Source organism: Micromonospora sp. NBC_00617 (assembly GCF_045161355.1).
In the GTDB taxonomy this organism is placed as follows: domain Bacteria; phylum Actinomycetota; class Actinomycetes; order Mycobacteriales; family Micromonosporaceae; genus Micromonospora.
On record NZ_CP107751.1, the window covers coordinates 1,068,561 to 1,092,936 of the forward strand.

Annotated in this window: 15 protein-coding genes and 2 pseudogenes; 13 read left to right on the forward strand and 4 right to left on the reverse strand. The window is 70.5% G+C overall.

Translation table 11 applies throughout. From position 1 onward, the window contains the following. Window positions 1-118 precede the first annotated feature (118 nt). The gene (locus OG505_RS04815) at window positions 119-397 is read left to right on the forward strand and encodes a hypothetical protein (RefSeq protein ID WP_405431276.1); all 279 of its coding nucleotides are present in this window, start codon (window positions 119-121) and stop codon (window positions 395-397) included. Window positions 398-476: 79 nt separating this feature from the next. Here OG505_RS04815 and OG505_RS04820 read toward each other — a convergent pair whose 3' ends face one another. Both OG505_RS04820 and OG505_RS04825 read right to left on the reverse strand, forming a co-directional pair. After that, window positions 477-635 (reverse strand): hypothetical protein, encoded by a 159-nt coding sequence (locus OG505_RS04820; RefSeq protein WP_405431278.1) that lies wholly within the window; start codon window positions 633-635, stop codon window positions 477-479. Then, a complete protein-coding gene (locus OG505_RS04825; RefSeq protein WP_405431280.1) occupies window positions 628-1,074 on the reverse strand; it encodes a hypothetical protein in 447 nt (148 codons plus the stop codon). Before OG505_RS04825 ends, OG505_RS04820 begins: the two co-directional genes overlap by 8 nt. A 475-nt stretch (window positions 1,075-1,549) precedes the next feature. On the opposite strand from OG505_RS04825, the gene OG505_RS04830 reads away from it, so the two are divergent. The 5 genes and pseudogenes from OG505_RS04830 to OG505_RS04850 form a co-directional block, all read left to right on the forward strand. After that, window positions 1,550-1,987 carry a phage holin family protein gene (locus OG505_RS04830; protein WP_405431281.1) on the forward strand — a complete coding sequence of 146 codons (438 nt, stop codon included), beginning with the start codon at window positions 1,550-1,552 and terminating at the stop codon, window positions 1,985-1,987. 53 nt (window positions 1,988-2,040) lie between these two features. Next, complete coding sequence (locus tag OG505_RS04835) at window positions 2,041-2,445, forward strand: ChaB family protein (RefSeq protein WP_405434388.1); 405 nt, start codon at window positions 2,041-2,043, stop codon at window positions 2,443-2,445. A 55-nt stretch (window positions 2,446-2,500) separates the two neighbouring features. Beyond that, on the forward strand, window positions 2,501-2,680 hold the full coding sequence (locus OG505_RS04840) for a hypothetical protein (RefSeq protein WP_405431282.1): 180 nt from the start codon (window positions 2,501-2,503) through the stop codon (window positions 2,678-2,680). Between the two features lie 38 nt (window positions 2,681-2,718). Continuing rightward, window positions 2,719-3,072, forward strand: a pseudogene (locus OG505_RS04845) (cation:proton antiporter); the annotation flags it as partial. A gap of 91 nt (window positions 3,073-3,163) precedes the next feature. Further along, a pseudogene (locus tag OG505_RS04850) lies at window positions 3,164-3,472 on the forward strand (transposase); the annotation flags it as partial. Here the strand turns inward: OG505_RS04850 and ectB are convergent. Both ectB and OG505_RS04860 read right to left on the reverse strand, forming a co-directional pair. Further along, window positions 3,470-4,717, reverse strand: a complete 1,248-nt coding sequence (gene ectB / locus OG505_RS04855; RefSeq protein ID WP_405434390.1) for a diaminobutyrate--2-oxoglutarate transaminase — start codon at window positions 4,715-4,717, stop codon at window positions 3,470-3,472. The pseudogene OG505_RS04850 and the gene ectB overlap by 3 nt on opposite strands. 183 nt (window positions 4,718-4,900) lie before the next feature. After that, window positions 4,901-5,098, reverse strand: a complete 198-nt coding sequence (locus tag OG505_RS04860; RefSeq protein WP_093402962.1) for an MbtH family protein — start codon at window positions 5,096-5,098, stop codon at window positions 4,901-4,903. A 178-nt stretch (window positions 5,099-5,276) separates the two neighbouring features. Here OG505_RS04860 and OG505_RS04865 point away from each other — a divergent pair, with 178 nt between their 5' ends. From OG505_RS04865 to OG505_RS04895, 7 genes are read left to right on the forward strand one after another with little or no spacing between them, the layout of a single operon-like run. Then, window positions 5,277-6,224, forward strand: a complete 948-nt coding sequence (locus tag OG505_RS04865; RefSeq protein ID WP_405431283.1) for an ornithine carbamoyltransferase — start codon at window positions 5,277-5,279, stop codon at window positions 6,222-6,224. Further along, window positions 6,221-7,693: an amino acid adenylation domain-containing protein gene (locus OG505_RS04870; RefSeq protein WP_405431284.1), complete on the forward strand. Its 1,473-nt coding sequence runs from the start codon at window positions 6,221-6,223 to the stop codon at window positions 7,691-7,693. The genes OG505_RS04865 and OG505_RS04870 overlap by 4 nt, the downstream gene beginning before the upstream one ends. After that, window positions 7,690-8,745, forward strand: a complete 1,056-nt coding sequence (locus OG505_RS04875) for a threonine/serine dehydratase (protein ID WP_405431286.1) — start codon at window positions 7,690-7,692, stop codon at window positions 8,743-8,745. The genes OG505_RS04870 and OG505_RS04875 overlap by 4 nt, the downstream gene beginning before the upstream one ends. Beyond that, entirely contained in the window at window positions 8,742-9,752 is a 1,011-nt protein-coding gene (gene sbnA, locus OG505_RS04880; RefSeq protein ID WP_405431288.1) for a 2,3-diaminopropionate biosynthesis protein SbnA, read from the forward strand. The genes OG505_RS04875 and sbnA overlap by 4 nt, the downstream gene beginning before the upstream one ends. After that, window positions 9,746-10,756: a 2,3-diaminopropionate biosynthesis protein SbnB gene (gene sbnB, locus OG505_RS04885; protein WP_405431289.1), complete on the forward strand. Its 1,011-nt coding sequence runs from the start codon at window positions 9,746-9,748 to the stop codon at window positions 10,754-10,756. The genes sbnA and sbnB overlap by 7 nt, the downstream gene beginning before the upstream one ends. A 5-nt stretch (window positions 10,757-10,761) precedes the next feature. Further along, entirely contained in the window at window positions 10,762-17,217 is a 6,456-nt protein-coding gene (locus tag OG505_RS04890; RefSeq protein WP_405434391.1) for an amino acid adenylation domain-containing protein, read from the forward strand. After that, entirely contained in the window at window positions 17,214-24,374 is a 7,161-nt protein-coding gene (locus tag OG505_RS04895) for an amino acid adenylation domain-containing protein (RefSeq protein WP_405431291.1), read from the forward strand. Before OG505_RS04890 ends, OG505_RS04895 begins: the two co-directional genes overlap by 4 nt. The last annotated feature ends 2 nt before the right edge of the window (window positions 24,375-24,376 follow it).

The window sequence follows — 24,376 nt, forward strand, 5'->3', positions numbered from 1 at the left end:
GAGCGCGACGGCCCGCTCGGCCGCCTGTACCGGCCGAAATACTTCCATGAGCAGGGGATCGCGATCCCCGGCTACACCAGCGTCCCGCCGTGCACGGCGTTCGCACGGGTGCGTCCGCGTGACGCTGCCAGCCATGGACTGGCTGTGGGCCCACGACGTGCTGCCGAAGAAGACCCGGGGTCTGGGTGTATTGAACGGTCACCACGGGTGGGCCGCGGCCCCGCTGTTTTCGGCTCCTGACGCGGTCCGCCGCCTCGTCGACTCGCCGAGTGTAAGTACGGGGGCTGGGTCGTCGTTCCACGGGACCGCCTCGCTGCCCCTGATCCAGGCACCCCGGGCGTACGAGCGTTTCGCCCGACGCGACCAGGCCAGGGCCACGGTCCTGCTGCGGCCCTGACCAAAATTCTGAGCCTCGACATCGGCTGGCCAGGCGCTGGCGGCACCGGCGGGACGGCCGTTGCCGCCAGCCGCCGGCGTTACCGCTTGGCGTTGTGCTTGGCCATCTGCGGCTGCTCGCCCTTGCCCACCATGCGCAGCGCGTCGCGCAACTGCTGCTCGGTCATCTTGGAGTTGCCCTCGATGCCGGCGTCGTGAGCCTGCTGACGGAGTTCGTGCAGGCGTTCGCGGTCATCCATGTCGGCCTCCCCGTGTTACGCGGCACGGCTGTTCCGCGCCGTCGCCGCGCGTCGCGTTCCCATCCCGGTCGGGGTCAAACGGGTGCCCCTGTCGGGCGCGGTCACTCGTCCGGTCGACCGGTTCGTCCTCCGCCCGCCCCCGGCTGAGGAAGAACGCGCCGAGGGCGCCGGCGAGCGTGCCGAACACCGCCACCGAGTACGCGGCCAGCACCAGCTCCAGGATCTGCGCGAACGTGTCACCCGCGCCCAGCGGTTCCCCGGTGATGGTGGTGAGTGCCGCGTCGTGCAGGGCCTGGGGGAAGCTGCGATAGGAGCCGGTCAGCGTGAGCAGTTGCCCGGCCGCGAGGATGACGGCCAAGGTCACCGCCGCGAGCCAGGCCAGCCGGTCGGTGAGCAGCCGCCCGGCGGAACGCGACCCGCGAATGGTGGCGGCAACCACGCCACCGCCCCGGGCCGCCCGCAGAGCGCTCGCCGCGCAGGAAGCGCAGGAACGGCACCGCCAAAAAGATCAGTTGCCACCAGTTGTGCTTCCAGAACTCCCTGGCGTGGTGACGGGCGAGCCAGGCACGGAGCGTGAAGTCGGCGACGAAGACCGCCCACAGGATCCAGCTCGTGATGGTGAGCACGGTGCTGAGCGGCTCGTCGTGAAGGAACGCCTGCGCGAGGACGAATAGCAGGAAGAGCGGCCCCAGGATGCCCATCGGCTTGTCCAGCTGATGGGCGAGACCGTTGAGGCGGGCGTCGTCGTCACGGCCGCGCCGGCGGGGGTCATCGATCACCCTGTGACAGCTTACCGGCATCCGTGGCCCGGCAACGGCGCACCGGGTCGACCTGGACAACGAGGAAGGCTAGCGGTGTGCGGCCGTCCTACCCGGGTACGCCGGAGGCACGCGGCGGCGCAGTCGGGAGGTGCGATGAGCGAGGGGACCACAGGATCGGACGGGCGGCGTACCAGCGCGACCGGGCGGTTGGCCGAGGACGTGGCAGACGTGGTCCGCGAGGAGGTCCGGGCCGTGCGTACGCAGGTGGGCGAGGCGGCCCGCCCTGCCGGCCTGGGAATCGTGCTGCTGGCAGCCGCAGGCGGCTGCCTGGTGCTCGGCGCCGGAGCCGCGTCGGCCACCGTGCTGCGGATGCTGGAGACGATGCTTCCGCGCCGGCTGGCCGCCGCCGGTCTCACCGCCGGCTACCTGGGCGCAGCCGTGCTGCTGGGCAGGGTCGGGCTGGCGCAGCTGCGGGCGGCCGGCGGCCCTTCGGCCCGCCTCGCCGACGACGTGCGGGACATGGTGACGGAGACCGCCGGTCGGGTGCTGCCCGCCGGCGTCGACGCCGCCCGCGACGAACTGGGCAGGTGACAGGACCGAGGACGGGAGACGTCGTGCCGGACAAGCACGAGCAGGCCGAGGAGATGCGCGACGACGTACCGTCGACCATCGCGCGCTCGGACGACAAGGCGGTTCGCACGTACAAGAAGACGCTGGAGTCGGCTGAGGAGAGCTACGGTGACGGCGAGCGGGCGCACCGGGCCGCGTACGCGTCGTTGAAGCACACCCACGAGAAGGTCGGCGATCACTGGGAGCCCAAGGAGCACAAGGGCCCCTCGGACCCGCAGGCGGCGCAGGGCACTCCGGCCTCGCGGGACCGCGACCGGCCCACCGCGCAGGGGGTGGACGCGAACGCCGGCAAGGGCCATCTGGACGACGTGGCCCGCAAGGTCGGCATCGACGACCCGGAGAAAATGAACAAGGGTGAGCTGGTAGAGGCGATCGAGAAGGCCAACGCCCGGGCTACCGCCCGCGCCCGCCGCAAGTGAGGCGTCGGCACCGCCAGTCGGGCATGGCCGGTGGCCCGGCGGGTAGCGGGCGGGCATGAGTTTGCTGTTGCTCGCGTACGCCCTCGTCGGGGGTCTTGGTGTCCTGCTGGCCTTCTGGTCGAGCGCCATCCGTCGGACCGTACTGTCCGAGCCGTTGCTGGCCCTGGGCCTGGGGGTGCTGGTGGGTCCGGTGTTCGGCCTGGTCGACGTCGCCGACAGGCTGGCGCCGAGCTGACTCGTGAGGTGAGTCGCGCCCTGCTGGCGGTGTCCCTGATGGCCGTCGCGTTGCGCTTCTCCCTCGCCGGCTACCGGGCGGTGCTGCGGCCGGTGCTCCTGCTTCTCTCCGCCGGCATGGTCGGCATGGCGGTGCTCAGTGCCGGGCTGTCCTGGCTGGTGCTCGGCGTGCCGCTGGGTCTGGCCGCCCTGCTCGGCAGTTGCCTGACCCCCACCGACCCGGTGCTGGCCTCGAGCATCGTCTCCGGCGGCCCGGCCGAGCGTCAGCTGCCCGAACGGCTGCGGCAGGTGATCAGCGGTGCGTCCGGCGGCAACGACGGGCTCGCGTTCCCCCTCGTTGTCCTCGCCCTGGCCGGCATCGGCGCGCAGCCCTGGGCCGACCAGGTGACGGCGGCGCTGTGGGGGGTGTTCGGGGCGGTGTTGGTGGGCCTCGTGCTCGGCTGGCTGGCCGGTCATGCGGTAAAAGCATGCCCGCCGGGCCGTCATCGACGCGATCCTGTACGTGGTGCGTACCGGCTGCGCGTGGCGGTACCTGCCGGTCGACTTCCCGCCGTGGCAGACGGTGTACGCGCACTTCACGCGGTTGAACAACCGGGGTGTGACCGAGCGGATCCTGACCGAACTACGCGAGCAGGTCTGCCTGGCTCACGGTCGTCAGCCGGAGCCGACGGCGGGGATCATCGACTCGCAGAGCGTGAAAGGCGCCGACACGGTGTCCCGCGGTTCCCGCGGCTACGACGCCGGCAAGAAGATCAACGGCCGGAAACGGTTCATCGTCACCGACACCCACTTAGCGGTCGACCGCTGCCGTCACCGACTGCTTCAGGATGTCGAGGCCCTCGGCCAGTTCCTCATCCGTCAGGGTCAGGGGCGGCATCAGCTTCACCACCTCGTCGGCGGATCCGGACATCTCCACCAGCAGCCCACGGGCGAACGCCTCCTGGGCGACCCGTCGGGCCAGCTGCGGTTCCCGGAAGGCCAGACCCCACACCAGGCCCCGGCCGCGTGACGTCACTGCCTGCGCCCGGTGCCGACCGGCGAGTTCCGCCAGCCTCGCCTCAAGCAGGATGTCCCGTTCCGCTGTCTGCTTCTCCAGTTTGCTGTCGACCCAGAATTCCTTGAGCGCGGCCGCCGCGGTGACGAAGGCGAAGTTGTTGCCGCGGAAGGTTCCGTTGTGTTCGCCGGGTTGCCACACGTCGAGTTCGGGGCGGAAGAGCGTAAGGGACATCGGCAGGCCGTACCCGCTGATGGACTTGGAAAGGCAGACGATGTCGGGAGTGATTCCGGCGTGCTCGAAGCTGAAGAACGGGCCGGTGCGACCGCAGCCCATCTGGATGTCGTCGACGATCAGCAACACCTTGCGGCGGGCGCACAGCTCGGCGAGGTCGGCGAGCCAGATCGCGCGGGCCGGGTTGATGCCGCCTTCGCCCTGCACGGTCTCCACGATGACGGCGGCCGGTAGGTCCATTCCGCTGCTGCTGTCGGCGAGCATGGTGTCGAGCAGGGTGAGCCCGGAGATCTGGCCACCGGCGAAGCCGTCGTACGGGACGCGCCAGGTGTTTCCGAGTGGGACGCCGGCACCTGCGCGCAAGGTGGCGTTTCCGGTGACGGCCAGTGAGCCGAGTGACATGCCGTGGAAGGCGCCGGTGAAGGCGACGACGGTGTGGCGTCCGGTCACTTTGCGGGCGAGTTTGAGTGCCGCCTCGACGCTGTTCGTACCGGTGGGTCCGGTGAACTGCACGCGGTAGTCCAGGCTGCGGGGGGCGAGTACCTGCGATGCGAATTCGGCGAGGAAGTCCTGCTTGGCGGCGGTCAGCATGTCGAGGCTGTGGGTGACCCCGTCCCGCTCCAGGTAGTCCAGCAGGGCTCGCTTGAGGATCGGATGGTTGTGGCCGTAGTTGAGGGCGCCCGCGCCGGCGAAGAAGTCAAGGTAGGCGCGGCCGTCGTCGGCGAACATTCGGCTGCCACGCCCGTGGTCAAACACGATCGGCCAGCTTCGGCAGTAACTACGGACCTCTGACTCAATAGTCGGGGCCATCATGATGTCTCCTCGGAGTTGGAGCTGCCCGTCCATTACGGTTTCGGAGCCGCGTCGATGTAGCTGCCTGCGTCCACGACCCTGAGCTGCCGGCCCTCGGCGACGGGACGTTGTGCTGCCGCCCCGCCGCACGCCATGTTCGGCGGGGCGGCATGAGGTGTGGTGCGGTACGGACTTCGGCCGTCAGGCCCGGGCCATCTGCTCCCGCAGGCTTCGCGGCCGCATGTCCGACCACACCTTCCCGATGTGGTCCAGGCACTCCTGCTTCGACCCGGACGTCCCTTCGGCGGTCCAGCCGAGCGGCAGCTCCCGGTCGGCCCACCAGATCGAGTACTGCTCCTCGTCGTTGCGCACGACGCGGTAGACACCGTCGTCAGTCATGACCCCTCCGGCATGGTCGGGTGATCCGGATAGCTGAGCCCGATGTTGCCGGGCCCACGCGTACCGCCCATAGAGACGAACACGCAGACGCGTCGTGCGGCTCCCTCCCTGTTCGACGGTCCGCACCTCGCGCAGGCTCTGGGGTCACGGCCGATCGCCACCTGGAAGGGGGCTCGGCATGACCGAGCGACGCCATCTGATCTCCATCGACGACCTCTCCGACGACCAACTGCGCTGGATCGTCCAGCGCGGCGCCGAGTACTCGCGTGGTTCCGCGGGAGCCGACCAGCCCCTGTCCGGGGCGGTCGTCGGCGTGCTGTTCCGCAAGACCTCCACCCGTACCCGGACCGCGTTCTCCGCCGGTGCGCTGCGTCTCGGCGCCGGCCTGATCACGTACGGCCCGAACGACCTGCAACTGGCCACCGGCGAGTCGGTGGAGGACACCGGCGCGGTGCTCTTCGGCATGCTCGACGTCCTGGTCGCCCGCACCGTCGGGCCGGAGTCCGAGCTTCGGGCGTACGCCGCCCAGAAGCGCATGTCGGTGATCAACGCGATGAGTGCGGTCGAACACCCGACTCAGGCCCTCGCCGACCTCACCACGATCGTCCGGCACTTCGGTCGGGTCGAGGGCGTACGGGTGCTGTACGTGGGGGAGGGGAACAACACCGCCTCGGCGCTGACCCTCGCGCTGTCCCGGTACCCCGGCGCCGAACTGCACCTGCGTACCCCGCCCGGGTACGGCGTGGAGCAGCGGTACCTCGACCAGGCGGCGGTGTCCGCCCGGCGTAGCGGCGCGCGGGTCGAACAGCGGCACGACCTGTCGGGCCTGCCACCGGTGGATGTCCTCTACACCACCCGCTGGCAGACCACGGGTTCGACGAAGCCGACGCCCGACTGGCGTTCCGAGTTCGCCCCGTTCCAGGTCAATGAGGCTCTGATGGCGGCCTGCCCGGGCGCGGTGTTCATGCACGACCTGCCGGCACATCGGGGCGAGGAGGTGACCGGGGCGGTACTCGACGGTCCCGACAGCATCGCCTTCGCCCAAGCCGAGAACAAGTACCACAGCGCCCGGGCGGTCCTGGAGTGGTGCGTCGTCGACCGGCCGAGCGGCGGAGCGGGGCGGTGACCACGTTTCTCGACGACATCCTGACCCACGCCACGACCCGGCCCGACGCACCGGCGATCGTCACCCCGGACACCGCCCTGTGCTACGAGGACTTCGCCGCCCGGACCGACCGGCTGGCCCGGGCGCTGGTCGCCCGGGGCGTCGGACCGGAGCAGGTCTGCGCGGTCATGGTTGACCGGGGCCCGGAGGCCGTCATCGCGATGGCGGCCGTGCTTCGGGCCGGCGGCGCCTTCCTCACCCTCAACACCGAGCTGCCCGATCAGCGACTGGCGGCGATGGTCCGCACCGCCCAGGCCCGGTTCCTGGTCACCACACCGGCCCGGGCCGTGCAGCACGACCTCGCCATCGACGGCCCGACCGTGTTCGTCGACGCGCCTGACGCGCCGGCACCCCTGCGACCGTTGTCGCCCCGATCGCTGGCCTACGTCAGTCACACCTCCGGTTCGTCCGGGCCGCCGAACGCGGTACTGCTGGAGCACCGCGGCGTCACCAACTACCTACGGTTCATCGTCGACGACTACCAACTCGGTCCGGACACCGTGGTGCTGCAACTCGCGCCGTTCGGGTACGACGCCTCGATCCGCGACACGTTCGCCCCGCTCGTCGCCGGCGGGCAGGTGGTCCTGGTGCCGCGCTCCACCCTGTTGCGCGCCGGTGAGTTCGTTGCGGCCCTCCGCAGGTGGGGGGTGAACACGATTCTGTCGGCCACCCCGACCTTCCTGACGTCGCTGCGACGCAGCGATCTGCCCGACCTGCGGTTGACCGTGTCCAGCGGTGAGTCGCTGCGACCGTTCCTCGTCGCCGGTGGCCGCGACCGGGTGCCCGGACGGATGATCAACCAGTACGGCCCGACCGAGACCACGATGACCTCGACCCGCTTCGCCGTGCCGCCGGTCCCGGACACGACGGTCGACCTGATCGGGACACCGATCGACGGCGTGAGCGTGCATCTGCTCGACGACGAGCTGCACGCCGTGCCGGACGGCGGTGTCGGCGAGGTGTGGATCGGTGGATGTGGTGTCGCGCGCGGGTACAGCGGCCGGCCGGGGTTGACCGCGGACCGGTTCCTGCCGGACCCACACGGCGCGCCCGGCGCGCGCATGTACCGCACCGGTGACCTGGCGCGTCGGTTGCCCGACGGTGGCCTCGTGTATTTCGGCCGCATCGATCGGCAGATCAAGGTCCGGGGCTACCGGATCGACCCGGCCGAGATCGAGGGCGCGCTGCTGGCCCATCCCGCCGTCACCGGCGCGGTGGTCACCGCGGGTACCGATGCCGGCGGCCGGGTCTTCCTCATCGCGCACGTCGCCGCCGCGTCGGCGCAGGTGACGGACGCAGCGCTGCGCGCCCACCTGGCGATGACGTTGCCCCACTACATGATCCCGCGACGGTTCGCCCGGATCGACCGCCTACCGACGACGGTCAGCGGCAAGACCGACCGCAGGGCGGTCACCGTGGACGGGCCATGAGGACGACAGGTGTCGGGCCCACCCTCGCGGACGTGCGTCTGGCCGCCGACCGGATCACCGGCCTGGTGGATCGCACTCCGGTGCTGCCGCTGGATTCGCGGGTGCTGGTCAAGGCCGAGCACCGCCAGCGCGGCGGCTCGTTCAAGATCAGGGGCGCGGCGAACGCGATGCTTACCCGGTACGCCGACGAGGTGGTGGCGGGTTCCTCCGGTAACCACGGCATCGCCGTCGCCATGCTCGGTGCCGCGTTGGGCATCAGGGTGACGATCGTGATGGCTGCTGGGGCCAGCGACGGCAAGGCCCGGACGATCCGGGCACTCGGCGCCAGCGTGGTCCAGGTGACCGGCGGCGTGGTCGAACGCGACCGCCGGGCCGCGGACATCGCCGCGGCGACCGGGGCGGTCTTCGTGCCTTCCTCCGACGACGAGCTGGTGGTGGCCGGGGCCGGCACGGTCGGGCTTGAGGTGCTCGAACAGGTGCCGGGCGTCACGACGATCTTCGTACCGACCGGCGGTGGCGGCCTGCTGGCCGGCGTCTGCCTGGCGGCGTCGGCGCTGTCCCGGCGGGTGCGGGTCGTCGGGGTGGAGCCGATGTCCGCACGCCGCTACGCGGTTTCCGTTGCCCAGGGTGCGCCGACCGAGCTGCCACCGTCCATGACGATCGCCGACGGCCTGCGCGGGCAACGACCCGGTGCGGTTCCCTGGCCGATCATTCGGCACCGGGTCGACGACCTGATCGGCGTGACCGACGAGGCGATCACCCACGCGCTGGGTGTCCTTCGCCGAGCCGGTGTCAGCGCGGAACCAAGCGGTGCGGTAGCGCTGGCCGGCGCCCTACGGCGCGGATCTGCCGGCCGTGCGGTGGTGATCGTTTCGGGTGGAAACGGCGCGGCCGGCAGCAGCAGTACGAAGAAAACAGAAGAACCTCCGGCAGAACTGCTGCCGGCGTCAACCGGTGAGTCTGCATGTTCTTCCCTGCGCTGTCTCGATGGTGCGGAGGAATCTCGTAGTAGGCGCATCGCGGCGGATGCAATTCGAGGAGCGGCTCTATGACCGAACAAACCCCCACCGGGTCAGGAGTGCTGGCGACCATCGGAGCGACACCGATCGTCGAGCTGGTGAAGCTCGACCCCGAGAGTCCGTTCAGGACGTTCGCTAAGTTGGAGTCGCACAATCCGGGCGGCAGTATCAAGGACCGCTCGGCGCTGGAGATGCTGCGAGAACGCATACACGACGGGCGGCTCTTACCCGGAAGATCGGTGGTGATCGAGTCCAGTTCCGGCAATCTCGGAATCGGGCTCGCGCAGGTCTGCGGGTACTACGGAATTCGCTTCATCTGTGTGGTAGACCCGCGCACCAACAAGGACAACATCGCCATCATGCGGGCGCTGGGCGCGCAGGTCGAGGTGGTCACCGATGTCGATCCGGCCACCGGAGAGTACCTGCCCGTCCGCATCCGTCGGGTGCGTGAACTCGTCGCTACGATCGATCACGCGTACTGCCCGGACCAGTATTCGAACCCGCTCAACCCGCAGGCACACCATACGACCGTACGAGAGATCGTGCGCGCCCTGCCGGACATCGACTACCTGTTCTGTGCCACGAGTTCCTGCGGCACCCTGCGGGGGTGCGCCGAATACATCCGGACGCACCAACTGCCGGTGACCATCGTGGCGGTGGACGCGTTGGGCAGTGCGATATTCGGCCCAGCGGTGGGGTGGCGGATGATTCCCGGCCACGGCGCATCGGTGCGTCCGAAGCTGTACCGCAGCGATCTGGCCGACATCGTGGTCCGAGTCGACGATCTCGACGCAATTGTGGCGTGCCGCCGGCTGGCCGCCCGCGAGGCGATTCTCGTCGGTGGCTCGTCGGGTGCCGTCGTGGCGGGCCTGGAGCAGATACGCGATCAGATCCGACCCGGGGCCACCTGCGCGATGGTCTTTCCCGACCGCGGTGAGCGGTACCTCGACACCATCTACGACGACGACTGGGTCATGACGTACTTCGGTGACGTGTCGCACCTGTGGACCAAGCCCGACATGGAGGTGGCACCATGTTGATTCTCGGAGCAGGTGAGGTCCGTTCCGTCCTCGACGGGGGCGAGCGCGATGTGGTGTCCGCAGTGGAGGCGGCGTACCGGTCGCACGCGTTGGGCCGTACCCGGGTACCGCAGTCGGTTTTCCTCCGCTTCCCCGACGGGGAGCGCGAGCGGATCATCGCGCTGCCGGCCTATCTGGGAGATGAGACGCCGACCTGCGGGGTGAAGTGGGTGTCATCCTTCCCCGGCAACCTCGACCGGGGGATGCACCGGGCCTCGGCCGTGATGATCCTGAACTCGGTACACACCGGCGTGCCGGAGGCGATCCTCGAAGCGTCGGCGATCTCGGCCGGGCGTACGGCCGCGAGCGCCGCCCTGGCGGCGTCCACGCTCTCCTCGTCCAGCCCGGAATCCGCGGTGACGCTCGTCGGCTGCGGTCCGATCAACTTCGAGGTGCTGAGGTATCTGCGCACCGTGCTGCCGACGCTGGACACGGTGACCCTGTACGACCTCAGCGCCGAACGGGCGCAGTCCTTCGCCGCCGAGGCGCGGTCGGTCTGGCCGACGTTGAAGATCGACGTGGCCGAGAACGCGGCCGACGCCATGTCCCGCCACAAGCTGGTGTGCCTGGCTACGACGGCGAGCGCCCCGCACCTGGGTACCGAGCACTGCCGCCCGGGAACGCTGGTGCTGCATCTGTCCCTGCGTGACCTCACCACCGACTCGATCCGCTCCAGCGTGAACATCGTCGACGACGCGGACCACGTGTGCCGGGCCGCGACATCGCTGGACCTGGCCCAACAGGAAGCCGGCCACCGCGACTTCATCGCCGCCTCGCTCGGCGAAGTCCTGGTGGCCGGTGAGCGGTACGTCAGAAGCGACGAAGCCGTGACGGTGTTCTCCCCGTTCGGACTCGGCTGCCTGGATCTGGCAGTGGCCGATTTGGTCCGGCGTGCGGCGTCGGGCCGCAGCCTGGGCACCACATTGGATGACTTCCTACCGACAAAGCAGCAGGTGTGCGCATGACTGACATCCTCGAAACCGACAACCAGCTCCGACTGTCGTTCGAGCAGGAGCAGCTGTGGTTTCTCGACCAGGTCCGGTCCGGCACCCAGGAGTACCTGTTGCACTGGGGATTCCGGCTGCGCGGGCCGCTGGACCGGGCGGCGCTGACCGCCGCCTTCACTGACATCGCCGGCCGGCACGAAATTCTGCGCACCCGCTATTCGACGGTTGACGGACAGCCGGTGCAGATCATCGACGAGCCGGCGGCGGCCGACCTCACGGTGGTGGACCTCACCGGGCACCCGGCAGCTGAACAGGACCGACGGGTACGGGAGATCGGCGAGGCGGCGGTGACCACACCGATCGACCTGCGTGAATCAGCTCCCTGGCGGCTGACCCTCGTGCAGCTTTCCCCCACTGACGCGATCTTGATGCTGGTGGTGCATCACATCGCCTTCGACGGCCCGTCGCTGGGCATCCTCGCCCGGGAGCTGGGCGTGCTCTACGCGGCCCATGCCGCCAGCGAGAAGTCGCCGCTGGAGCCGCTGGAGCTCCAGTACGCCGACTTCGCCGACTGGCAACGGAGCCGATGGGACGCGAACGACGCGGCGTTCGTCCGGCACCTGGACTACTGGCGTGAGCGACTGGCCGGACTGCCGTCACTGGAACTGCCCACGGACCGGCAGCGCCCCGCCGCCTGGGAACCGGCCGGCGACGTGGTGGCGTTCGCGGTGCCGGCCCCGTTGGCGGCCCGGATCAGCTCCGTGGGACGCGCCGCCCGGGCGACCCCGTTCATGGTGTTCCTGGCCGCCTACCAGCTCCTGATCAGCCGTTACGCGGACCAGCTCGACTTCGGTGTCGGGGTGTCGACCAGCGGGCGGAACCGGGTCGAGCTGGAGCCGGTGATCGGCTCGCTCGCGCAGACGGTGGTGCTGCGGACCGACCTGTCCGGCGATCCCACCTTCGTCGAGTTGCTCGGCCGGGTCCGCGAGACGGCCCTGGACGCCTTCGAGCACAAGGACGTACCCCTGCAACGCCTGGCCGCCGAACTGTCACCGGACCGCGGCCTGTCCCGCAACCCGCTCTTCCAGGTCGGGTTCGCGGTCCTGAACGGCCAGGGGGAGCCGCCGAGTCTGCCCGGCATCGAGGTCGACTGGGTGCCGACCCCCGTACGCAGTGCCACCTTCGACATGTCGCTTCAGATGACCGAGGAGCCGGACGGATCCTGGGTCGCCCGGATCACCTATCCGACCGCGCTCTTCGACCGGGCCCGGATCCAGCGGATGGCCGACAACTACGTGGCGCTGCTGGAGAACCTGGCGGCGGCGCCGGAGACGCCGCTGCGCGACGTGTCGACCGTGGCGGCCGCGCAACAGCAGCAGTTGCTCGGCTGGCACCCCGCACCGCGCGGAGCGACCGACGCGCTGCTGCCGGACCTGTTCCGGGCGCAGGCCGAGGCCACGCCGGACGCGGTGGCCGTGGTCTGTGGTGACACCGAGCTGACCTACGCCGAGCTGAGGTCCAGGACGGACAACCTGGCCGGCTTCCTGCGCATTCGCGGAGTCGGCGCGGAAACCGCCGTCGGCGTCGCCCTGCACCGCGGTACCGATCTCGTGGTCGCGCTGCTCGGCTCGCTCACCGCCGGCGCGGTCTACGTCCCGCTCGCACCCGACCTGCCCGACGAGCGACTCGAGTTCATGATCGAAAATGCGGGCGTCGAACTGGTGCTCACCGACACGGCGCTGCGACAGCGGATTCCGCAGCAGACCCCGGTGGTGGTGCTCGACGAGCAGTGGGACGACATCGCCCGCGCCACGCCACCGCCGCCGGTGGCGCTCGACGCCGCGAGCGCCGCCTACGTCATGTACACGTCCGGCTCCACCGGTCGCCCCAAGGGCGTCGTGATCAGTCACGGCGGGATCCGGAACCGGGTGCTGTGGGCGGTGGACCGGTTCGGGCTCACCAGTACCGACCGTGTACTCCAGAAGACGACCATCGGGTTCGACGCGTCGATGTGGGAGTTCCTGGCGCCGCTGGTGTCCGGCGGTTCTGTGGTGATGGCGCCGCAGGACGCGCACCGCGACACCGCGGTGATGGTCGGTGCCCTCGCCGCGTACCGGATCACCGTGGTGCAACTCGTCCCGTCCGTGCTGCGCACCGTGGTCGAGGAGCCGGAGCTGGCCGCCTGCGACGCGCTGCGGCTGGTGTGCTCGGCCGGCGAGCCGCTGCCGACCGAACTGTGCGAGCGACTGCTCGGCGTGCGGGAGGTGGAGCTGTACAACACCTACGGACCGACCGAGTCCTCGATCGACGTGACCGCGTGGCGCTACGCGCGTGGCGAGACCGACGGTACGGTTCCGATCGGTGCCGCGCTACCCGGCGTCGACCTGTACGTGGTGGACTCCGCCGGCCGGCTCGCGCCCATCGGCGTGCCGGGTGAGTTGTGTATCGGCGGTGTCGGCCTCGCCCGCGGTTACGCCGGGCGCGGCGACCTCACCGCCGAACGCTTCACCCCGAATCCCTTCGCCACCCGGCCCGGCCAGCGGTGGTACCGCACCGGAGACCTCGCCAGGTGGCGTGACGACGGGGTCCTGGAGTTCGTCGGCCGCCTCGACGCGCAGGTCAAGGTGCGGGGGGTGCGTGTCGAACCCGGTGAGGTGGAGGGCGCGCTCCGGGCGCATCCGTCGGTCGCGGCGGCCGTGGTCACCTCCTACCGATCCGTCACCGGTGACCTGGAACTCGCGGGCTACGTGGTGCCGACCGCCGGGGCGATGGTGGAGACCGACGAGTTGTCTGGATTCCTCGGCACCCGGCTGCCCGCCGCGATGGTTCCCGCAAGCATCGTCCCGCTGGCCGCGCTGCCGTCGCTGTCCAACGGAAAGGTCGACAGGTCGGCGCTGCCGCCCCCCGGCAGCCGCCCACCCGGCGACGACCCGGATCACGTCGAGCCCGATGACGTAGCCGCCGGTCACGGCGCCCCACGGACGGAGACCGAGCGGGCCGTCGCCACCCTCATGGGCGAGCTGATCGGGGTCGAGCGGGTCGGCGTCGCCGACGACTTCTTCGCGCTGGGTGGGCATTCGCTGCTGGCGATCCGGCTCGCGCACCGGTTGCGCCGCAGGTTCGGGCTGGAGCTGACGGTGGCCACCCTGTTCGAAGGACGGACCGTGGAGCGGGTCGCCGCGGCGATCGACGCGGGCACGACACCCGACAGCGAGCCGCAGATCGTGTCCGTACCCCGCGACGGCACCCTGCCGACCTCGTTCGGCCAGCAACGACTGTGGTTCCTGGACCAGCTCGAACCGGGCAGCGCGGAATACCTGATCCCGATGGTGTACCACCTCACCGGAACGCTGGACACCGCGACGCTGCGCCGCGCGGTGGAGCAGGTCAGCGCCCGGCACGAGGTGCTGCGCACCCGCTACGTCGGGGACAGCGGTGTTCCGCTGCAACTCGTGGATCCCCCCGGCCCGGTGCCCTTCGACGTGGTGGACCTGACCGGCACCGCGGACGCCGCGAAGCGCGCCAGGACGATCATCGAAGCGGTGAGCGCCCGGCCGTTCGACCTCACCCACGAGCGTCCGCTGCGGGTCACGGTCGTGCACACGGCGGCCGACGAACACCTGGTCGCGATCACCCTGCACCACATCGCCTTCGACAACTGGTCGCTGGGCATCTTCCTGCGCGAGCTGAACGAGGCGTACGTGGCAGGGCTCGCCGGTACCCCCTGGTCGACGCAGCCGCTTCCGGTGCAGTACGCCGACTTCGCCGCCTGGCAACGCGAACGGCAGGCCGACGGCACCATCGGCAACCAGATCGAGCACTGGCGAAACCGTCTCGCCGGGCTCGTGCCGGTCGAGCTGACCCCCGACCGGCCCCGCCAGCCTGGGCGTGACCTGCGCGGCGAAATGCTGATCGTCGATATTCCGCAGACCACCGGAGCAGCAGTACGCGAGCTGGGCAACCAGATCGGCGCAACCCTGTTCATGGTGCTGCTGGCCGCGTTCGACGTGCTGCTGAGCCGCCACACCGGCCGCACCGACATCGCGATCGGCACCCCGGTCGCCGGTCGGACGCGGCCGGAGACCGAGGACCTGGTCGGCTTCTTCGTCAACAACCTCGTGGTCCGGGCCGACCTGGGCGGGAACCCGACCTTCCTCGACCTGGTCGACCGGGTCCGCCGGAGCGCTCTGGAGGCGTTCGCCAACCAGGAGGTGCCGTTCGAACACCTCGTCGACGCCCTGCAACCGGACCGCGACCTGTCCCGCAACCCGCTGTTCCAGATCATGTTCGAGGTACAGCACACCGGTGCCGGTAACGCGGCGTCCACCCTCGCCGGGTGCGCCGCGACCGGCCTGGACAGCGGCCTGTCGGTGGCCAAGTTCGACCTCACCCTGTCCGTGATGGAGCAGCCGGACGGCCGGCTGGAATGCTGGTTCGAGTACGCCACGGCGCTGTTCGACCGCTCGACGATCGAACGCCTCGCCGGCCAGTACCTACGCCTGCTGGGCGGCGTGACCGCCGCCCCGCAGACCCGGATCAGCGAGCTGGATCTGCTGTCGGCCGACGAACGCCACACGATCGTGCACCAATGGGCGGACCCCGACGCGGACCGGCTGGACCTGCTCGACCCGCCCGGCGAACGGCACCTCTCGGTATCGCAACTGTTCGAACAGTGGGCGGCCCGGACTCCGGAGGCGACCGCCGTGGTGTTCGGCGCCGAGCGGCTCGGCTACGCCGAGCTGAACGCCCGGGTCAACGAGTTGGCGCACCAGCTCCGTGCGATGGGGGTCGGTCCGGAGGTCATCGTCGGCTCGTGCCTTCAGCGCGGGATCGCACCGGTCGTGGTGCTGCTGGCGGTGCTCAAGGCCGGCGGGGTGTACGCGCCGTTCGACCCGGAACATCCCCCGGAGCGGCTGCGCTACATGCTCGCCGACGCCGGAGCGCACCTGGTGGTGACCACCGGCGCGTTCGCCGACCGGTTCGCCGGGCACGACCGGCCGGTGCTGGTCGTCGACGACGGGGACCGGGCGAGCGGCCGGCCAACGGCCGACCCGGCATCGGTCACCGTGCCGGACAACCTCGCGTACATCATCTACACGTCCGGGTCGACCGGCCGCCCCAAGGGCGTGATGATCTCGCATCGGGCGTACGCGCACCACTGCCGGGTGGTCGCCGACCAGTACGGCATCCGCGCGGGCGAACGGGTCGTGCTGCTCTCGGCACTCACCTTCGACGTCGCGATGGATCAGATCGGCGCCACCTTGGCCGCCGGTGCCACGATCGTGGTGAGCGATCCGGTCTTCTGGACGCCCAGCGAGCTGCCGGTCAAGCTGGCGCAGTACGGCGTGACGATCATGGAGATCACCCCGGCGTACTACCGGGAGATGATGGAGTCCGGCGTGGACCGGCTCACCGCGATGAAGACCATCAACATCAGCTCGGACGTGGTGACCGTCGACGACGCCCAACGCTGGGCGGCGACCGGCCTACCCGGCCGGTTCCTCTGCACCTACGGGCCGACCGAGGCGACCGTCACCTGCATGTTCAACCCTGTGTCGGGCGATCTCGCCGACGAGCGCAGCACGGCCACCCTGCACATCGGCCGCGCGGCCGCCGGTACCCGGGTGTACGTGCTCGACGCGGAGCTGCGTCCGCTCCCGGTGGGGGTACCCGGCGAGCTGTACCTCGGCGGCGTGCGCCTGGCCCGTGGCTACCACGACCGGCCGGAGCTGACCGCGGAACGGTTTGTGCCCGATCCGTTCGCCACCGAACCGGGAGCGCGCCTCTACCGCACCGGCGACCTGGTGCGGCTCCGGCCGGACGGCGCTGTCGACTTCCTCGGCCGCCTTGACACCCAGGTGAAGATTCGGGGTTTCCGGATCGAACTCGCCGAGATCGAAGCCGTGTTGGCCAGGCACCCCGCGGTGTCCGCGGCTGCCGTCGTCGCGAAGGACGTCGGGCTCGGCGACAAGCGGCTCGTCGCCTACCTGGAGTGGCCTCACGACACCGGACCCGACCTCGACGAGCTGCGGGCGTACCTACGAGAGTCGCTGCCCTCGTACATGATCCCGTCGGCCTGGGTCACCGTCGCGGCCCTGCCGCTGTCACCGAGCAAGAAGGTCGACCGGGCGGCGCTGCCAGATCCGACACCGTCCGAACTCGACGGCGCCCGCGGGTACGTGGCACCGCGGGACCCGGCGGAGGAGACCATCGCCGGGATCTGGTCGGACATTCTCGGCGTCGACCGGGTCGGCGTCGATGACGACTTCTTCGGGCTCGGTGGCCACTCGTTGCTGGCCACCCGGGTCCTGGCCCGGCTGCGGGCGGCCTTCGCCGTGGAGGTCCCGCTGCGCTGCCTGTTCGAGGTGACCACCGTGGCCGAGCTGGCGGTGGCGGTGACCGACCTGATCACGGCGGAACTCGACGAGTTGACCGACGCCCAGATGAGCGAACTGCTTTCCCAGGATGGTGCCCTGTGACTGAGACAATCGATCGAGCCGGTTTGCGCGCGGAGTTGCTTCGGCGCAGGCTCGGAGGTGTCGCGACCGCCGCGCCGGACGAGGGGATCACCCGGGTCTCGCGTGAGACGCCCCCCGCGCTGTCGTTCGCGCAGCGCCGGCTGTGGATTCTCGACCAGGTCCGGCCGGGTGGTACGGAGTATCTGGCCAGCACCGGCCTGCGCCTGTTCGGGCCGCTGGAACCCGGCGCGCTGCGGGCGGCGCTGGACGCAATCGTGGCCAGGCACGAGGTGCTGCGCACCCGCTACGTGGTGGTCGACGGTGAACCGGGCCAGGTGATCGACCCTCCGCAGCCGGCCACGCTGCACGAGGTGGACCTGCGTGGCCTCGACCCCGCCGCGCAGGACGAACGGATCGCCGGCTGGATGACCCACGACCGGGCACCCGTCGACCTGGCGACCGGCCCGGTGCTGACCGGAACCCTCGCGCGGCTGGCCGACGAGGAGCACGCGCTGGTGGTGACCCTGCACCACATCGCCTTCGACGGCTGGTCCGAGCAGGTGCTGTGGCGTGAGCTCGACCGGTTGTACACCGCCGCGCTGACCGGCGGGCCGTCCCCGCTGGCGCCCCTACCGGTGCAGTACGCGGACTTCGCCGCGTGGCAGCGCGATGCGATGTCCGGTGCCAAGCTGGACCGTCAGCTCGACTACTGGCGGCAGGCGCTGGCCGGCGCCACCGCGGTGGAACTGCCGCTCGACCGGCCCCGCCCACAGGTCCGGGATAGCGCCTGCGACCTGGTCCCGTTCGCGGTGTCCGCGCCGGACGCCCGAGCCCTGCACGAACTCGCCCGCCAGTCCGGCGCGACGCCGTTCATGGTGCTGATGGCCGCGTACGCGATCACGCTGGGCCGGTTCGGCCGGAGCAACGACATCACGATCGGCACCCCGGTGGCCTGTCGCGACCGGGCCGAGGTGCAGGACCTGATCGGCTTGTTCCTCAACACGCTGGTGCTGCGCACCGACCTGTCCGGCGATCCGCCCTTCCGCGAGGTGCTCCGGCGGGTCAAGGAGATGGCGCTCGGCGCCTACGCCCATCAGGAACTCCCGTTCGAACGGCTGGTGGACGAGCTGGCCCCGGTGCGCGACGCGTCCCGGACCCCGCTGTTCTCGACCATGTTCCTGTGGGCCAACGGGGACTCCACGGCCCGCCGCGTCGGCGAACTACGCGCCGAGGAACTGCCGGTCGGCGAGAGCGACGCCAAGTTCGACCTGACCCTGGTGGTCGTCGACCAGCCCGACGGCACCCTCGCCGGCTTCCTGAACTACGCCACCGCGCTGTTCGACCGGGACACCGTCGAGCGGTTCGCGAGCCACTTCACCACTCTCGTCGGCAGCATCGCGGCCACGCCGGACACACCGATCAGCCAGCTGGTCGAGTCCCCACCGGCGGAGCGGGAGCTGGTGGTGCGGACGTGGAACGAGACCGAGGTGGCGTACCCGACCGGCACCCTGCCGGAGCTGTTCGCGCGACAGGTGGCCCGGACCCCGGACGCCGTCGCCCTCCGCTTCGAGGGCGAGGATGTCTCCTACGCCGAGCTGGACCGGCGGACCGACCGACTGGCGCGGTACCTGGTCGACGCGGGCGTCGGGCCGGAGTCGATCGTCGGCGTGTGCCGCCGACGCAGTATCGAGCTGGTGGTGGCCCTGCTGGCGATCCAGAAGGCCGGCGGCGCCTACCTGCCACTGGACCCGGACCACCCGGCCGAGCGCCGGGACTACATGTGTGCCGACGCCGGTGTCACCATCGTGCTCACCGACGGCGAACCGGCCATCACCGGCAGCGGATCGGCGCCGGCGAGCACGACCCCGGCGGGGCCGGACCACCCGGCGTACGTGATCTACACGTCCGGCTCGACCGGCCGGCCCAAGGGCGTCGTGGTCACCCACCGCGCGATCGTCAACCGGCTGCGCTGGATGCAGGACGCCTACCGGTTGGACGACTCCGACCGGGTGCTGCAGAAGACCCCGTACAGCTTCGACGTCTCGGTGTGGGAGTTCTTCTGGCCGCTGATCACCGGGGCCACCCTGGTGATCGCCCGGCCCGACGGCCACCGCGACCCGCACTACCTGGCCGACCTGATCGCCACCGAGCAGGTCACCACCCTGCATTTCGTACCGTCGATGCTGCGGGTGTTCCTGGCCGAGTCGTTCGGGCCGCTGCCGTCGGTGCGCCGAATGATCTGTAGCGGCGAGGCGCTCCCCGCCGACCTGGTCGCCGCCGTCCACGAGCGGATCGGCTGCGAGCTGCACAACCTCTACGGGCCGACCGAGGCGGCCGTCGACGTCACCGCGGTGCGGTGCGTGCCCGGGACGCCGGTCACCATCGGACGGCCGATCGCCAACACGCGCACCTACATCGTCGACGAGAACCTGCGACCGGTCCCGATCGGAGTGCCGGGTGAGCTGCTGCTGGGCGGCGTGCAGTTGGCCCGCGGATACCTGAGCCGCCCGGGGCTCACGGCACAGCGGTTCGTTCCCGACCCGTTCGAGGAGTCCGGCGGTGGAGGGCGGCTGTACCGCACCGGTGACCTCGCGAGGTACCTGCCGGACGGCCGGATTGACTACCTCGGCCGGCTCGACGACCAGGTGAAGATCCGTGGGCACCGCGTCGAACTCGGCGAAATCGAGGCGGTGGCGGCGGAGCACCCGAAAGTGTCCGCGGTCGCCGTCGCGGTGCACGACGGCCAGCTCGTCGGCTACCTCGTCGCCCAGGACACGGACGCCGGCGTCGAGGTGAGCGACGTGGCGTCGTTCCTGCGCGGTCGACTGCCCGAGGCGATGATCCCGAGCCACTGGCAGCTGCTGCCCGCGCTGCCCCTGACCACCAGCGGAAAGACTGACCGGCGCGCGCTGCCGGCCCCGACACCTGGCCGTGCCTGGGCGGCCGGAGCGTACGTCGCCCCCCGCACCGAGGCCGAAGGCGTCGTCGCCGAGGCGCTCGCGGCGGCGCTGGGCATCGAACGGATCGGTGTGCACGACCGGTTCTTCGACGTCGGGGGTGACTCGATCCGTGCCATCCGCGCGATCGGAACCCTGCGCCGGGGCGGGCTGAACCTGTCGGTGCAGGACATCTTCACGCACCAGACCGCGGCGCAGCTGGCGACGCTCGCCGACCGGCCGGCGACCGGTGCGGACGAGCCGCCGGTCGGCCCGTTCGAGCAACTCGACCCGGCCGACCGTGACCGGCTCCCCGACGGCCTGGTGGACGCCTACCCGATGGGTCAGGTGCAGGCCGGCATGGTGTACGAGATGCTGGTCAACGGCTCGCACCCGGCATACCAGAACGTCACCAGCTTCGACATCGTCGACGACGGCCCGTTCTCGCTGGCCGCGTTGCAGCAGGCCGCGCAATGGCTGGTCGACCGGCACGAGATCCTGCGCACCACGTTCGACGTGTCCGGCTACACCGAGCCGATGCAACTCGTCCACGCCGAGGCGCGGGTCGAGGTGGGCTTCGACGATCTGCGCGAGCTCCCGGAAGCTGAGCAGCAGGACATCCTGGAGCGGTACCGGGAGACGATGAAGCTGGCGATGCTGCCCATCGATCACGCGCCGCAACTGCGCTGGCACGTGCACCGCACCGGGGAGCGGACGTGGGTGCTGACCCACACCGAGTGCCACGCCATCCTGGACGGCTGGAGCCACCACTCCCTCATCGCCGAGCTGCGGGACACCTACCGGGCGATCCGGGACGCGGACCCCGATGCGCTGAAGCCCCCGCCCCCGGGGCGGTACGCCGACTTCGTCAGGTTGGAACGGCGATCGCTGTCGGCCGGGCCGGACGAACGGTTCTGGCGGAGCCGGGTCGGCGAGTACGACCGGATCGCGTTGCCGGCGGACACCGCCCCGGCCGGCCACGGCGCGGTGCCGGAGCTGCGGATGTCCTGGCGGCATCTCGAACCGGGGCTGCGTGAGCTGGCCGCGCGGACGCAGACCTCGCTCAAGGCCGTGCTGCACACCGCGCACCTCGCGATGATCGGCGTCATCACCGGCCAGCGGCGGTTCTTCAGTGGTCTGGTCGTCAACGGCCGGCCCGAACTGCTGCGCGGCGACGAGGTGATGGGGATGTACCTCAACACGGTGCCGTTCGCGGTGGACCTGCGTACGCCCCGTTGGCGCGACCTCGTGCGCGCCGTGTTCGCCGAGGAGCTTGCCGTCTGGCCGCACCGGCGCTACCCGATCCCCGCGATGCAGCGCGCCTGGGGCACCGGTACGCCGCTGATCAGCAGCATCTTCTCCTACCTCGACTTCCACGTGCTCGACGCACAGCAGGACGTGTTCGGCACGGTCGTCGACGACAGCCCCAACGAGTTCACCCTGGTCACGTTGACCTTCCCCGGCGAGCTGCGCCTGGAGTGCCGGGCCGGCTGGGCGACCCAGGAGCGGCTTACCGCCCTGGGTGAGACCTTCCTCGAACTGCTCACCGCGATGATCGCCGACGACGGCGCGAATCCGGTCGACCTCAGCTCGACCCCGGCGCACCGGTTCACCGAGCCGCAGCAGGACTGGCCCGCCCTGCCCGAGGCGTGCGTCACCGACCTGTTCACGGCTCAGGCGCAGGCCCGGCCGGACGCCGTCGCACTCGAGTGCGGCGATTCGCGCCTGACCTACGGCGAACTCGACGCCCGGGCCAACCAGTTGGCGTTGGCGCTTCGTGAGCACGGCGTCGGCCTGGAAACGCCCGTCGCGGTCTGCATGGACCGCGGGATCGACACGGTGGTCGCGCTGCTCGGCATCCTCAAGGCCGGCGGCTGCTACCTGCCGCTCGACCCCAAGTATCCGGGCGGCCGCATCGATTATCTCCTCGATGATTCCGGCGCCCAGGTCCTGGTGAGCGGACCGACCCACGCCCACCGTTTCGCGGCGCGTGCCGGGCTGACCACGCTGAACCTGGACTCCGACTGGTGGTCGGACGGCAGCCGGTCGACCACCGCGCCACAGGTGACGCTGTCACCGGAGAACCTCGCCTACATCACGTACACGTCGGGGTCCACCGGACGTCCGAAGGGCGTGCTGGTCCCGCACCGTGGCGTCGTTCGGCTGGTGCACGGCCAGGACTACGCGCAGCTGGACGCCGACCAGGTCATGCTGCAAGCCGGCACGCTCGCCTTCGACGCGTCGACGTTCGAGCTCTGGGGCGCGCTGTGCAACGGGGCGCGGCTGGTCGTCGCCCCGGAAACGCCGACCGCCGACGAGCTCGACGAGCTCCTGCGCCGGCACGGGGTGACCGTGCTGTGCCTGCCCACCGGCCTCTTCAACACCATGATGGACGTTCGGCCGCAGGCATTGGCCGGGATACGGGAAGTGGTGGTCGGCGGCGAGGTGCTGCCGCCGCTGCAGGTGCGTAAGGCGATGGAACACGGCGTGCTGGTCAGCAACGGGTACGGCCCGACCGAAAGCACCACGTTCGCCACCGTCCACCCACGGATCCCACTGCCGGCGCTCACCGACGTCATTCCGATCGGGAAGCCGATCAATCACACCTACGTGCACGTCGTCGACGAGAACCTCGACCCGGTTCCGTTCGGCGTGCCGGGTGAGCTGCTGCTGGGGGGGCCGGGCGTCGCGCGCGGATACCAGAGCCGTCCGGACCTGACCGCCGAACGCTTCGTACCGGACCCGTCCGGACACGCGCCGGGAAACCGGCTCTACCGCACCGGGGACATGGTCCGCCAGGATCCGGACGGCACGATCCACTTCATCGGGCGGCGCGACCACCAGGTGAAGATTCGTGGGCACCGCGTCGAGTTGGGCGAGGTGGAGGCCGCGATCGCCGAGCTGCCTACGGTGCGGGCTGCCGCGGCGGCGGCGTACCAGGGCGTGGACGGCATCAAGCAGCTCGTCGGGTACGTCGTGCTCGACGAGGGCGGCCCGGCCGACCCCGCCCGGCTCGGTGACGTGATGCGCAGCAGAGTGCCCGGCTTCCTGGTCCCGACGGCCTGGGTCCGCCTGGACCGGCTCCCGTTGAACAACAACGGCAAGCTCGACCGGGCCGCGCTGCCCCGGCCGGCGGCGGGAACGTCGGTACGGGAATACAGCGCGCCGCGTACGCCCACGGAAGTGGCCGTCGCCGAGGTCTGGACCGAGGTCTTCCACCTGCCCCGGGTCGGCCGTGACGACGACTTCTTCGACCTCGGCGGGCACTCCCTGCTGACGTTGCGGGCGATCGCGATGCTGCGGGACCGGCACGGCATAGAGACGACCGTTCGAACCTTCGTCGAGCACCGCACGCTCGCGGCGCTCGCCGCGTCGATCGACGGCGAGCGGCAGCCGGTCACGGCGTTGCTCTGGCTGCGCCGGACCGGCGACCAGCCGCCACTGGTGTGTGTGCACCCCGGCGGCGGCAGCGCGCACTGGTACCGGCGGTTGGCCGAGCACCTCGATCCGAATCTGCCGGTGGTCGCCTTCGAATGGCCGGGCCGCGACCCGTCGACCGGCTCGGTGCCGTCCACGGAGGACATGGCGACCCGCTACCTCGCGGAGTTGCGGGAGGCGGTCCCGCAGGGGCCGTACCGGATCTTCAGCTGGTGTGGCGGCAGCGGGGTGAGCACCGAGATGGCCAGCCGACTGATGGCCGAAGGCGAGGAGGTCACCTTCATCCTGCTCGACCCGGGGCAGGACGCCTGGCAGAAGGAGCACCTCTGGTCGGAGTACGGGCTGATCAAGCAGTGTGTGACGAACCTGGAGCGGCTCGACGCGGCGCCGCCGGACGAGGACACCTCGGTGCTCCGGCAGGAGACGCTGGCGCTGCTCGAACACATCGTGGACGACATCGTCGGCAACGACGGGATCACGCTCCCCGAGCGCGGCGCGGGAACGATGTGGCTGCCCGGCGCGCGGATGTGGGAGGAGGTGATGGAAATGGTGCTGTCCTACCGGGACCGCCCGTACGCCGGTCACCTGGATCTGATCGTCAGCGACGAGCTGGCGCTGGGCGAGCACGAGGTCGTCAGCTCCGGCCAGAGCTACCACGACTACCTCCAACGGTGGCGCGAGCGGACCGCCGGGCTGGGGGTACACCGCACGAAGGGTGAGCACTTCTCGGTCATGAAGGAATACGTGCCGGACCTCGCCGGCATTCTGACGGGGCTGATCGACAAGCCGGCCGGCCGACGGTGAAC